9 protein-coding genes and 1 tRNA gene are annotated in these 12,335 nt (G+C 72.4%); 3 read left to right on the top strand and 7 right to left on the bottom strand.

The window, feature by feature from the left end:
- The 3 genes from leuA to ACI78T_RS06150 all read right to left on the bottom strand — a co-directional run bounded on the left by leuA (position 1) and on the right by ACI78T_RS06150 (position 4,305).
- The gene (leuA, locus tag ACI78T_RS06160; RefSeq protein ID WP_456557200.1) at positions 1–1,734 is read right to left on the bottom strand and encodes a 2-isopropylmalate synthase; all 1,734 of its coding nucleotides are present in this window, start codon (positions 1,732–1,734) and stop codon (positions 1–3) included.
- A 159-nt stretch (positions 1,735–1,893) separates the two neighbouring features.
- The gene (locus tag ACI78T_RS06155) at positions 1,894–2,532 is read right to left on the bottom strand and encodes a helix-turn-helix domain-containing protein (RefSeq protein WP_456557199.1); all 639 of its coding nucleotides are present in this window, start codon (positions 2,530–2,532) and stop codon (positions 1,894–1,896) included.
- 180 nt (positions 2,533–2,712) lie between these two features.
- A complete protein-coding gene (locus ACI78T_RS06150; protein WP_456557198.1) occupies positions 2,713–4,305 on the bottom strand; it encodes a phospholipase D family protein in 1,593 nt (530 codons plus the stop codon).
- 74 nt (positions 4,306–4,379) lie between these two features.
- Here ACI78T_RS06150 and ACI78T_RS06145 point away from each other — a divergent pair, with 74 nt between their 5' ends.
- Positions 4,380–5,645, top strand: a complete 1,266-nt coding sequence (locus tag ACI78T_RS06145) for an aspartate kinase (protein ID WP_456557197.1) — start codon at positions 4,380–4,382, stop codon at positions 5,643–5,645.
- A complete protein-coding gene (locus tag ACI78T_RS06140; RefSeq protein WP_456557196.1) occupies positions 5,642–6,694 on the top strand; it encodes an aspartate-semialdehyde dehydrogenase in 1,053 nt (350 codons plus the stop codon). The genes ACI78T_RS06145 and ACI78T_RS06140 overlap by 4 nt, the downstream gene beginning before the upstream one ends.
- Before the next feature lie 29 nt (positions 6,695–6,723).
- On the opposite strand, the gene ACI78T_RS06135 is transcribed toward ACI78T_RS06140, so the two are convergent.
- From ACI78T_RS06135 to ACI78T_RS06125, 3 genes are all read right to left on the bottom strand, one after another.
- Positions 6,724–8,520: a S9 family peptidase gene (locus ACI78T_RS06135; protein ID WP_456557195.1), complete on the bottom strand. Its 1,797-nt coding sequence runs from the start codon at positions 8,518–8,520 to the stop codon at positions 6,724–6,726.
- Between the two features lie 63 nt (positions 8,521–8,583).
- Positions 8,584–8,660 (bottom strand) — tRNA-Pro (locus ACI78T_RS06130).
- 31 nt (positions 8,661–8,691) lie between these two features.
- Complete coding sequence (locus ACI78T_RS06125; protein ID WP_456557194.1) at positions 8,692–9,603, bottom strand: metallophosphoesterase; 912 nt, start codon at positions 9,601–9,603, stop codon at positions 8,692–8,694.
- 53 nt (positions 9,604–9,656) lie between these two features.
- Here ACI78T_RS06125 and ACI78T_RS06120 point away from each other — a divergent pair, with 53 nt between their 5' ends.
- Positions 9,657–10,109, top strand: coding sequence for a GatB/YqeY domain-containing protein (locus ACI78T_RS06120; protein WP_456557193.1), 453 nt, complete (start codon positions 9,657–9,659; stop codon positions 10,107–10,109).
- 3 nt (positions 10,110–10,112) lie between these two features.
- On the opposite strand, the gene ACI78T_RS06115 is transcribed toward ACI78T_RS06120, so the two are convergent.
- Positions 10,113–12,335: a transglycosylase domain-containing protein gene (locus ACI78T_RS06115; protein WP_456557192.1), complete on the bottom strand. Its 2,223-nt coding sequence runs from the start codon at positions 12,333–12,335 to the stop codon at positions 10,113–10,115.

Genomic DNA, 12,335 nt, shown 5'->3' with positions numbered 1-12,335 from the left:
CTACCGCTGTGCCCGGTTCACCGCCGAGACGACGGCGCGCAGCGAGGCGCTGACGATGTTGGGGTCGATGCCCACGCCCCACAGGACGCGGTCGCCGACGGCGCACTCGACGTAGGCGGCGGCCTTGGCGTCGCCGCCGGAGGACAGCGCGTGCTCGGCGTAGTCGAGGACGCGGACGTCGACGTCCAGGCTCTTCAGCGCGTCGACGAACGCGGCGATCGGCCCGTTGCCGCGGCCGTCGACGGTGACCGGTACGCCGTTGTCGACGAGCTCGACGACCATCTCGTCGACCTTGTCGCCGTGCGCCTGGTGCCGGTGGCCGGTGAGGGAGAACCGGCCCCACGGTGCAGCCGGGTCGGGCAGGTACTCGTTGCTGAAGGCCGCCCACATCTGCTGGGCGGTCACCTCGCCACCCTCGTCGTCCGTGTGCTGCTGGATGACGGCGCTGAACTCGATCTGCAGGCGGCGCGGGAGGTCCAGCTGGTTCTCGGTCTTCATGATGTAGGCGACGCCGCCCTTGCCGGACTGGCTGTTGACCCGGATGACGGCCTCGTAGCTGCGGCCGACGTCCTTGGGGTCGATCGGCAGGTACGGGACGGCCCACGGCATCTCGGCGACGGTCTTGCCGGCGGCCTCGGCGTCGGCGGCGAGTGCCTTGAAGCCCTTGTTGATGGCGTCCTGGTGGGAGCCGGAGAAGGCGGTGTAGACCAGGTCGCCGCCGTACGGGTGGCGCTCGTGGACGCCCAGCTGGTTGCAGTACTCGACGGTGCGGCGGATCTCGTCGATGTCCGAGAAGTCGATCTGCGGGTCGATGCCCTGGCTGAACAGGTTCAGGCCCAGGGTGACCAGGTCGACGTTGCCGGTGCGCTCGCCGTTGCCGAACAGGCAGCCCTCGATGCGGTCGGCGCCGGCGCGGTAGCCCAGCTCGGCGGCGGCGACGGCGGTGCCCCGGTCGTTGTGCGGGTGCAGGGACAGGACCACGGCGTCGCGGCGGCCGAGGTTGCGGTGCATCCACTCGATCTGGTCGGCGTAGACCGTCGGCTCGGCCATCTCGACGGTGGCCGGCAGGTTGAGGATGGTCGGCCGGTCGGGGGTGGGCTCCCAGACGTCGGTGACGGCGTTGCAGATCTCGACGGCGAAGTGGAGCTCGGTGCCGGTGAAGGACTCGGGGGAGTACTCGAAGAGGATCTCCGTGTCACCCATCTGCTCGGCCAGCTTGCGCACCAGCTGGGCGCCGTGGACGGCGATGTCGACGATGCCGGCGCGGTCGGAGCCGAAGACGACCCGGCGCTGGAGGGTGCTGGTCGAGTTGTAGAGGTGCACGATCGCCTGCTTGGCGCCGCGCAGCGACTCGTAGGTGCGCTCGATCAGCTCGTCCCGGGCCTGGGTGAGGACCTGGATGGTGACGTCGTCGGGGACCAGGTCGTCCTCGATCAGCTGGCGGACGAAGTCGAAGTCGGTCTGGCTGGCCGCGGGGAACCCGACCTCGATCTCCTTGTAGCCCATGCGGACCAGCAGCTCGAACATGCGGCGCTTGCGGTCGGGGGTCATCGGGTCGATCAGGGCCTGGTTCCCGTCGCGCAGGTCGACGGCGCACCAGCGCGGGGCCTGCGTCGTGACGGTGTCCGGCCAGGTGCGGTCGGGCAGGACGACGGGGGTGAAGGGGGCGTAGCGGTGGATCGGCATCCGCGAGGGCTGCTGGGGGTTGCGTACGTGCGGGTGCTGCTCGTTCACGATGAGGCTCCTCTGGCGCGGGCTGGACTCAGCTCCGGTGGGGCGGTCAGCGGCGCCGGGAACGCGCGAAACCCGCGGCGAGGGGGCCGACCTAGGAGAGGGCCTCGCCGCGGCTCATAAGCAGGAGGCTGCCGCGCACGTGCCCACGGTAGCAGCGGATCAGCCGAGATCGCAGGAACACGGGCAGTCCTCGGTGTGCACGGGGCGGCCCGACCAGTCGTCCATCTCGTCGCAGCCGGGCGGGCAGGTGCACACGAACGGCTCGGGCAGGCGGCGAGATTCGCCCGCGACGAAGCGACGCCGGCGTTCGTCGTCCCGGGCCTGGGCAGCCGCACGCCGCCGTTCCTCCCGGCGGCCGGCGGGGGAGTCGCCGGGAACACGTGCGTGGTGGTCGGGAGGGGTGCCCGCCACGCGACGACATGCGTCACGGGCGCCGCGGTCCCTGCCGTACGTGAACGAGGTCTCCGGGCGGTCCCTCCGGGGTCCGTCCAGCCTGAGGGCCTCGTCGCTGCGCGCCGTGTCGAGATGGGCGGGGAACCGGCGGCCGCCCAGGTCCCGGACGGCACCTGCTGACATGGGCCCGACCTCTGCACCGGAGCTGTCGACGACAGTGAGGCGCAGCCCCGCGACGGCGGCTGCTCGGGCCAGCGAGCCGACTCCCAGATCGCGGGTTCCGGACTCCGCGTGCGCCAGTGTCGAGGGAGGGATCCCAGCGGCGTCGGCCAGCTCGCGTTGGGAGAGGTCCGCGACGCGACGGATGCGTCGCAGGGCCCCGCACAGGTCGAACGGGCTGTCCACGACAAGGTTGGTGCGCCGTGCTGGGCGCAGCAGATGAGTCTCCGGGCGGTCTGTGGACGCAGGACTGGTCAGCGCACCAGGGATCTCCGGAAGCTCTGCCTCTGATTACAGGGGTAAGCAGAGGCAGAGCTTCGGGGAACGTGGTCCTGAGGTGCTCGGGCGGAGGGCGCGCCGGTGCGGTCAGAACCTCTTCTGCAGCCGCAGGCGTAGCGGGCGGCCGTCGGGGTCGTCGACGAGGCGGTAGACCGGGGTCGCCCAGAGCCGGGTGTACCAGGGCAGCCGCTCGGCGTGGTGGGGCCGCAGCCGCCCCGGGGGCCGGGTGCCCTGCCGACCGCCCTCGTGCCAGGCGTCCAGGGCCTCGGCGCGCTCGGTCAGGGTGGCGATGAAGCGCTCGGGGTCGAGCACGAGGTCGTCCTCGCTCCCGTCGGCGGCCAGGTCGAGGTGCTCGCGCGCCAGGGCCAGTCGCAGGTCGCGGGCGAAGGTCCGGGCTCCGTCGCCGGTCCCGGCGGGGTCCCGCGGCTCGCGGGGGTCACGCGTCGTGTCGAGGACGGTGCTGGAGAGCTCGCTGTCGTGGGTCCAGGAGCGCCGGTTGAAGTTGTCGCTGCCGACGCTCGCCCAGGTGTCGTCGGCGACGCAGACCTTCGCGTGCACGTACACCGGGGTGCCCGCGTGGTTCTCCACGTCGAAGACGTGCACGCGCCCCTCGCCCGCCTTCCGGCACATCTCGATCGCCTGCCACCGCCCGACGAGCTGCGGTCGCTCGGCCAGCGCGCCGTCCTGGTCGGGCACCCGCGGCACCACGACGACGAGGTGCAGGTCGGGGTGGTCCCGCAGCGCCTCGGCGAACAGCCGCGCCACCTCGGCCGACCACATGTACTGGTCCTCGAGGTAGACGAGCCGCCGGGCCCGCTTGATCGCCTTCGTGTAGCCGCGCGCCACGGACCGCTCGCCGTCCGGCGCGAAGTCGTAGGGCGGCCGGATCGCGGGATAGGTGCGCAGGTTCTGCACGTAGTGCGGCCCGCACCGCGGTGGCGGCGGGAGCTGCGGCGGCAGCGGGTCGGCGTGCATCCGCGCGTGGTGCAGCTTGTCGTGGATCCAGGCGAGGGGGTGGTCCTCGTCGGGGCTGTTGGGATCGTCCCAGCGTTCCCGGAACACCGTGTCGAGGACGTGCACCGCCGGCCCGCGAATCTGCAGCTGGACGTCGTGCCAGGGCGGGTTGTCCCCGTAGGCGGCCGACATCGACAGCGCCTGCGGGTCACCGCCGTGGTCGGCGTCGTCGCGGCGGGAGTAGCAGAGGTCGATCCCGCCGACGAAGGCGATGTCCTTCTCGGGTGCCTCGTCGTGGCGGAGCACCACCAGCTTCTGGTGGTGGCTGCCCATGCGGCGGATCCGCTGGTCCAGGATCACCTCACCACCGCCGTGCTCCACCTCCCGGTCCAGCGCACGGTTGGACTCCTTGTTCAGCGACAGCTGCTGCATGTGCGAGCGCCACACCAGGCCCCGCACGCACACCCCGCGCTGCACCGCCTCGGAGAACAGCTCCGCCACGGTGGGTCCCTCGTCGCGGAGCTTCTCGTCCGGGTCGCCACGCCAGTCGGTGAAGAAGAGGTGGTCCCCGGCGTTCAGCGCTCGGACCTCGTCGACCAGCCGGTCGAAGTAGGTGCTGCCGTGCAGGAGCGGCTCGGCGAGGTTGCCGGCGGTCCACGCGGGGAGGTCGGTGTGCGGGTTCCCGCGCTCCTCGCCGGTCAGCATCCACTGCTCGGGGTCGTCCACCGCATGATCACAACGCGCTGCTCCCGGGGACGCAACCACCGGGCCGAGCAGCCACATCGGTAGCCTGTGGACCCGTGGCCCTCGTCGTCCAGAAGTACGGCGGTTCCTCCGTCGCCTCCGCAGAGCACATGAAGCGTGTCGCCGAGCGGATCGTCAGCGCGAAGAAGAACGACGACGACGTCGTCGTGGTCGTCTCCGCGATGGGCGACAGCACCGACGAACTGCTCGATCTGGCCGGCCAGATCACCGACGACCCGCCCGGTCGCGAGCTCGACATGCTGCTCACCGCCGGCGAGCGGATCTCCATGGCGTTGCTGGCCATCGCGATCTCCACCCACGGCTACGAGGCGCGCTCGTTCACCGGGTCGCAGGCCGGCGTCATCACCACGTCCAGCCACGGCAAGGCCCGCATCATCGACGTGACCCCGGGCCGGCTGCGCGACGCGCTGAACGAGGGCTCGATCGTCATCGTCGCCGGGTTCCAGGGCGTCAGCCAGGACACCAAGGACATCACCACGCTCGGCCGCGGCGGCTCCGACACCACCGCCGTCGCCGTCGCCGCCGCCCTGCGTGCCGACGTCTGCGAGATCTACACCGACGTCGACGGCGTCTTCACCGCCGACCCGCGGATCGTCCCGAACGCCCAGCGGCTGGACACCATCACCTACGAGGAGATGCTCGAGCTCGCCGCCTCCGGGGCCAAGGTGCTCATGCTCCGCTGCGTCGAGTACGCCCGCCGCTACGGCATCCCCGTGCACGTCCGCAGCTCCTACTCACACCTTCCCGGCACGATCGTGTCCGGCTCGATGGAGGACCTCCCGGTGGAACAGGCGATCATCACGGGCGTCGCGCACGACCGCTCCGAAGGCAAGATCACCGTCTACGGGGTGCCCGACCGGCCGGGCGAGGCGGCGCAGCTGTTCCGCGTGCTCGCGGACGCCGAGATCAACATCGACATGATCGTGCAGAACGTGTCGGCCGGTGCCAGCAAGCTCGCCGACATCTCCTTCACGCTGCCCAAGAGCGACGGCCCTGCCGCGATCGCGGCCCTGGAGAAGGTCAAGCACACCGTCGGGTACACCGACGTGGAGTTCGACCAGCACATCGGCAAGGTGTCGCTGGTCGGCGCGGGCATGCGCTCGCACCCCGGCGTGTCGGCCAAGTTCTTCGGCGCGCTCGCCGACGCGGGCGTCAACCTGGAGCTGATCAGCACCTCGGAGATCCGCATCTCCGTGGTCTGCCGCGACACCGACGTCGACATCGCCGTCCGCGCGGTGCACGACGCGTTCGACCTCGGCTCCGACGTCGAGGCCGTCGTCTACGGAGGGACGGGGCGATGAGCTCGTTCAGTGACAGCGGCCTGCGGGTCGGCATCGTGGGCGCGACCGGCCAGGTGGGCCGCGTCGTGCGCGACATCCTCGCCGAGCGGGAGTTCCCGCTGGCCGAGCTCCGCTTCTTCGCCTCCGCGCGCTCGGCCGGCTCCACCCTGCCGTGGGCGGGCGGCGAGATCACCGTCGAGGACGCCGCGACCGCCGACCCGACCGGTCTGGACATCGCCATCTTCTCCGCGGGTGCCACCACCTCGCGCGCGCAGGCGCCACGCTTCGCCGCCGCCGGCGTGACGGTCATCGACAACAGCTCGGCCTTCCGCCGCGACCCGGAGATCCCCCTGGTGGTCAGCGAGGTCAACCCCGGCGACATCGCCAAGGCCTCCGGCCGGATCATCGCCAATCCGAACTGCACCACCATGGCGGCGATGCCGGTGCTCAAGCCGCTGCACGACGAGGCGCAGCTGGTCCGCATCGTCGCCAGCACCTACCAGGCGGTCTCCGGCAGCGGCGTCGCCGGCGTCGAGGAGTTGCACGGGCAGGCCAAGGCCGTCGTCGACAAGGCCGACGCCCTGACCCACGACGGCTCGGCCGTGGCCTTCCCCGACCCGGTCAAGTACGTCGCCCCGATCGCGTTCAACGTGCTGCCCATGGCCGGCTCGGTCGTGGACGACGGCTCGTTCGAGACCGACGAGGAGCAGAAGCTCCGCAACGAGAGCCGCAAGATCCTCGGCATCCCCGACCTGCGGGTCTCCGGCACGTGCGTGCGCGTGCCGGTCTTCTCCGGGCACTCGCTGTCGCTGAACGTCGAGTTCGCGCGGCCGCTGAGCGTCGAGCGGGCCACCGAGCTGCTGTCGACCGCGCCCGGGGTCGAGCTGTCCGACGTCCCGAACCCGCTGCAGGCGGCGGGCAAGGACCCGAGCTACGTCGGCCGGATCCGCCAGGACCAGAGCGTCGAGGGCGGTCGCGGCCTGGTGCTGTTCGTCAGCAACGACAACCTGCGCAAGGGCGCGGCGCTCAACACCGTCCAGATCGCGGAGCTCATCGCCGCCTCCCGCTGAGGGACTTTCTGTACAGAAAGTCCCTCAGTTCAGGGCGTCACGTGCTTCAGGGCGAAGGCGAGCGCGATCTCGACCTGGCGGATGGTCTCCTCGATGACGAGCGAGCCGTGGCCGGCGTCGAACCGGTACACCTCGTGCTCCTTGCCGAGCTCCTCGAGCCGGCCGAGGTAGTTGTCGATCTGCCGGATCGGGCAGCGCGGGTCGTTGGCGCCCGCGACCACCAGGACGGGCGCGGCCACCGCGTCGACGTAGGTGATCGGCGAGGAGCGCACGTAGACGTCGCGCACCTCGTCCGGTGACCCGCCGAAGAGCGCGCGGTCGTAGGCCCGCAGGCCCTCCATCTCGTCCTCGTAGGCGGCCAGGTAGTCCGCGACCGGCACCTCCGCGATGCCGGCAGCCCAGCGCTCCGGCTGCGTGCCCAGGCCGAGCAGGGTGAGGAACCCGCCCCACGACCCACCGGTGAGCAGCGCCCGCGACCGGTCCAGGAACCCCTCGGCCAGCAGGGCGTCGTAGACGGCGGCGACGTCCTCGAGCTCGGTGAGCCCCGGGCGCCCCGTCAGCGCGTCGCGCCAGATCGACCCGTAGCCCGTGGAGCCGCGGTAGTTCACGTGCACGACGGCGTACCCGGCGTCCACGTAGGCCGCGCGGCGGGCGCGGTAGGAGTCGTCGTCGGCCGCCTCCGGCCCGCCGTGCACCAGGAACGCCGTCGCGTACGGCGGGGGACCGGACGGCCGGACGACGAGCGCGTGGATGTCTCCACCGGGACCGGGCACCCAGCGGTCCTCGACCGGGTAGGCCTCCGGCGGCTCCTCGTCGGCGACCGACAGCACGACCGGGCCGTCCGCGCGGCGGATCACCGGCGGCAGCGCCGCGGAGGACCAGGCGAGCTCCACGGTGCCGTCGGGCCGGGCGGTCGCCCCGCGGACGACGCCGGGCGGGGTCTCCAGCTTCTCCAGCGCGCCCGTGGCGAGGTCGTAGCGGTAGATCTCGCTCCGGGCGGCGTGGTCGTGACCCACCAGCAGCGCGGTGCCGTCCGGGTAGAAGCCCGCCGTCACGTCGCCGGGCAGGTCGAGCACGATCTCGGTCTCGGTGTCGGTCGCGACGTCCCAGATGAGCAGCTCGTCGCGCCCGCGCCGCTCGTGGCTGACGAGCAGCCGGCGGTCGTCGGGCAGCGGCCCGAACTCCAGGGCGTGCAGGCCGCGGCCCTCGCCGTCCCACTTCTCGGCCAGCACCGAGTCGTCGGCGGTGCCCAGCACGCGCAGCGCCGGGTAGCGCGGGTCACCGTGCTCGGAGTGCGAGATGACCAGCAGGGCGTCGTCCTGGCTGAGCGCGTCGACCGACGCCGGGTCGGCGTGCCGGTAGACCACCCTCGGCGCGTCGCCGGACGGCGCGAGCCACAGCTCGCTGCCGTCGTCGGTGGCCCGGCCGATGGCCACCAGGGTGCGCCCGACCTCCAGGCCGGCGGGGTAGGCGGGCTCCACCTCCGGCACGGCCACGACGTCCTCGCCGCCCCCGAAGGGCTGGGTCATCCAGATGCCGAACTCGTCGCCGTCGGTGTCGGCGAACCACCAGATGGTCTCGCCGTCCGGGCTGAGCGTGCCGATGAGCGTCCCGTTGGGCCGGTCGGTCACCTGCCGGTGCTCGCCGGTCTCCCGGTCCCACGCGTACTGCTCGACGACGCCGCCGAGGTCGGAGGCGTAGAGGTTGCGGTGCGGGGCGTCCTGCGCCCAGTCGGGCAGCGACACCCGCGGCGCCCGGAAGCGGGCCTGCCAGCGGGCGGTGACCTCGGGGGAGAGAGCGGGGACAGCGGCGGGTTCGGCGGTCACCGCCCCATCCTCCCAGGGCCGGAGAACGACTCAGGGGCCGCCATGTGGCGGCCCCTGAGCTGGTGGTCGGGGTGACAGGATTTGAACCTGCGGCCTCGTCGTCCCGAACGACGCGCGCTACCAAGCTGCGCCACACCCCGAGGCCGTGGACGAGTCTAGCCGGGTCCTCCGTCAGCCGGCCCGGGGGGTCAGCGTGAGCAGCGTCGCCTCCGGCGGGCAGGCGAACCGGACCGGCGCGTAGGGGCTCGTGCCCAGGCCCGCGGAGACGTGCAGCCACGTGCCCGCGGGGTGGTCGGCGGTGGGCTCGGCCCAGCGGTGCAGCCACCGCACCCGGTCGCGGTCGATTCCGCAGTTGGTGACCAGCGCGCCGTAGAACGGGACCCGGAGCTGGCCGCCGTGCGTGTGCCCGCACAGCAGGAGGTCGTAGCCGTCGGCGGCGAACCGGTCGAGCACCCGCGGCTCGGGGGAGTGGGCCAGCCCGATGCGCACGTCCGCCGTCGCGTCGGCCGGGCCGGCGACCAGGTCGTAGCGGTCCCGCTTGAGGTGGGAGTCGTCCACGCCCGCGAAGTCGATGCGCCGGCCGTCCACCGTCAGCTCACCGGCCGCGTTGGTGAGGTCCAGCCACCCGCGGGCGGCCATCCCGTCCCGGAGGTCCCGCCACGGCAGCTCCGTGCCGTGCACCCGCTTGTGGTCGGGCCAGAAGTACTTCAGCGGGTTCTTCGGCCGGGGCGCGAAGTAGTCGTTGCTGGCCAGCACGAAGGCGCCGGGACGGTCCATGAGCGGGTCCAGGGCCTTGAGCGTGCCCGGCACGGCGTCGAACCCGGCGAGGTTGTCGCCGGTGTTGATCACCAGGTCCGGCTCCAGGTCCGCCAGCCCGGCGACCCACTCCTGCTTGGAGCGCTGGCCGGCGGTCATGTGCAGGTCGGAGATCTGCAGGATCGTGAGCGGCGCCGACCCCGGCGCCAGCACGGGGACGTCGAACCGGCGCAGCGTCCACCGGGTGCGCTCGTAGAGCCCCGCGTAGGCGGTCACCGCCGCTCCGGAGGCGACGGTCGCGGCGGGGAGGGCGGTGTACCAGCGCACGGTCGCAGAGCCTACGTGCGCGCCCGGATCCCGCGCCGTGCCAGGCTGGACCCGTGGCCGACCTCAAGAACCGCCTGCGCGACGACCTCACCACCGCCATGAAGGGCCGCGACGAGCTGCGGACGGCGACCCTCCGCATGGTGCTCGCCGCCGTCAGCGCCGAGGAGGTGGCGGGCAAGGAGGCCCGCGAGCTCTCCGACGACGAGGTGATGGCCGTGCTGCGCCGTGAGGCGAAGAAGCGCCGGGAGGCCGCCGAGGCCTTCGCCGGCGCCGGGCGCACCGAGCAGGCCGAGCGCGAGGAGGCCGAGGGCGGCGTGCTCGCCGGCTACCTGCCCGCGCAGCTGGACGACGCCGACCTGACCGCGCTCGTCGCCGACGTCATCACCCGCACCGGCGCCTCCGGCATGAAGGACATGGGCAAGGTCATGGGCGCCGTGCAGGGCGCCGTCGCCGGGCGCGCCGAGGGCGGTCGGGTCGCCGCGGAGGTGCGCCGCCAGCTCGGCTGAGCCTCAGCCGGGACCGCGGCCCCGGTTCGCGTCAGGGTTGCCCGGGTCCGCGGGCGGCCCCTCCGTGCCGCCCTGCGGGACCGGCGCGTTCGGGTCGGGCGCGGGGGCGTTGGGGTCGGGCGCCGGGGCGTCACCCGTGGGGGCGGGCGCCGGGGCGGGAGAGGGTGCCGGCTGCGGGGCGGGCCGGCCGCCGTTGAGCAGGCCCTGGTCCGCGGGCGGGAACGGCGAGGTGGGCTTGTCGGCGAGGAACGGCGCCATCGCGTCACGCCAGATCGTCGCCGGCAGGTTGCCGCCGTAGCCGCCGACGTCCTGCTTCTCCTTGGGGTTGAACACCATCACGCTGGCCGCGTACTCGGGCATGAAGCCGACGAACGCCACCGAGTCGCGGCCCTGCGCGGTACCCGTCTTGCCGGCGATCTCGTGGCCCGGCACCGCGGCGCGGGTACCGGTACCGGCCGGGGTGGCGACGTCGCCGACCAGGATCTGGCTGAGCGTGTTGGCGATCGCGGGCGGGATCGACTCCGGGGTGCACGAGTCACCCGTCACCAGGGGCTGCCCGTCCTTGGTCAGCGGCTGGCCGGCCCGGTCGAGCACCGCCGTCACCGGGATGGGGTCGCACTTCGTGCCCTGGGCGCCGAGGGTGGCGTAGGCGTTGGCGAGCTCGAGCGGGCTGGTGGCCTCGGCGCCGAGGGTGAACGAGCCGAAGTTGCCGTCGATGATGTCCTGCGCCGGGTTCTGGGTGGGCTGGTCGTACGTCAGCCCCATCCGCTCCGACATCCGGACCGGGCCCTCGACGCTGCCCAGGCGGTCCTCGAGCGCGAGGAAGTAGGTGTTCGACGAGCGGACCAGCGCGCCCACCATGTCGAGGGTGTCGGGGTAGTTGCCGGCGTTCTCGACGCAGTACATGCCCGTGGTGCGGTCGCGGTTCGCGCCGCACGCCGGCCCGCGGTAGACCCGCGAGGTGTACTGGTTGCCCGGCGTGCTGATCGTCGTCCCGGCGCCGATGCCGGCCTCGAGCGCGGCCGCGGCCGTGAAGACCTTGTAGGTGGAGCCGGCGCCCTTGCTGGCCACGTCGTTGAGGACGACGGACTCGCAGTCGGGGTCGCTGCACCCGTAGCGGCGGTTGGTGCTCATGGCCAGCACGTGGCCGGTGCCGGGCTCGATGGCGGTGAACATGCCCGCGAGCTGGTCGCCCATGGCCAGTGTGTTGAGCACCGCCTGGTCGCCGTAGGTCTGCAGGTCCGGCCGCAGCGTCGTCTGGATGGTCAGGCCGTCGCGCTTGAGGTCGTTCTCGCTCATGCCGAGCTCGCGGGTCAGGTGCTGGACCGCGTAGGCGCAGAAGAAGCCGCCGACCGCGGCGTCGATGCAGCCGTTGGGCGGGTCGACGCCCTCGGCGACCGCGACCGGCTGGGGCGAGATCTCGTTGAGCTCCTGCTCGGTGATGTGCCCGAGGTCGAACATCCGCTGCAGCACCTGGTTGCGGCGGGCGACCGCGTTCTCCGGGTTGGAGATCGGGTCGTCGTTGGTGGGGCTCTGCACCAGCCCGGCGAGCATGGCGGCCTGGGGGAGCGTCAGGTCGATCGCGTTGACGCTGAAGTACTTCTGGGCGGCGGCCTGGATGCCGTAGGCGCCGTGCCCGAAGTACACGATGTTCAGGTAGCGGGTGAGGATCTCGTCCTTGGGATAGGTCTCCTCCAGGGCGAGCGCCAGTCGCGCCTCGCGCAGCTTGCGGCCCACGTTCTGGTCGACCGCGGCCTGCTGGTCCTCGGGGGTCTCCGCCGTCTGCAGCAGGGTCTGCTTGACCAGCTGCTGGGTCAGCGTCGAGCCGCCCTCCTCGACCGAGCCGGCGGCCACGTTGGTGACGAGGGCGCGCATGGTGCCCTGCACGTCGAGGCCGTTGTGGTCGTAGAAGCGGGAGTCCTCGATGTCGACCAGCGCCTGCTTCATGATCGGCGAGATCTGGTCCGGCGTCACCGGCGTCCGGTTGTTCTCGTACAGGTTGGTGATCAGCGAGCCGTCGGCCGCCAGGATCTTCGTGTTGCCCGCCGGTGTCTCGTCGGTCAGCTCCACCGGGAGGGCGTCGAGCAGCGACGCGGAGTTGCGCGCCACGAGCCCGGACCCGCCCACCCAGGGGAAGAGGAATCCGGCGAGCAGCGCACCGGCGACCACGATCGTCGCGGCGAGCTTGACGAGCGTGCGGGTCCTGAGGGCAGCGTTCTCCGACAT

This window comes from Blastococcus sp. SYSU D00922, assembly GCF_054050495.1.
This window is presented reverse-complemented; position numbering and strand designations above follow the sequence as displayed.

Excerpts from the sequence above, each read along its gene's own strand:
- ACI78T_RS06140 (WP_456557196.1), top strand. The coding sequence starts at position 5,642 with ATGAGCTCGTTCAGTGACAGCGGCCTGCGGGTCGGCATCGTGGGCGCG.
- ACI78T_RS06115 (WP_456557192.1), bottom strand. The coding sequence starts at position 12,335 with ATGTCGGAGAACGCTGCCCTCAGGACCCGCACGCTCGTCAAGCTCGCC.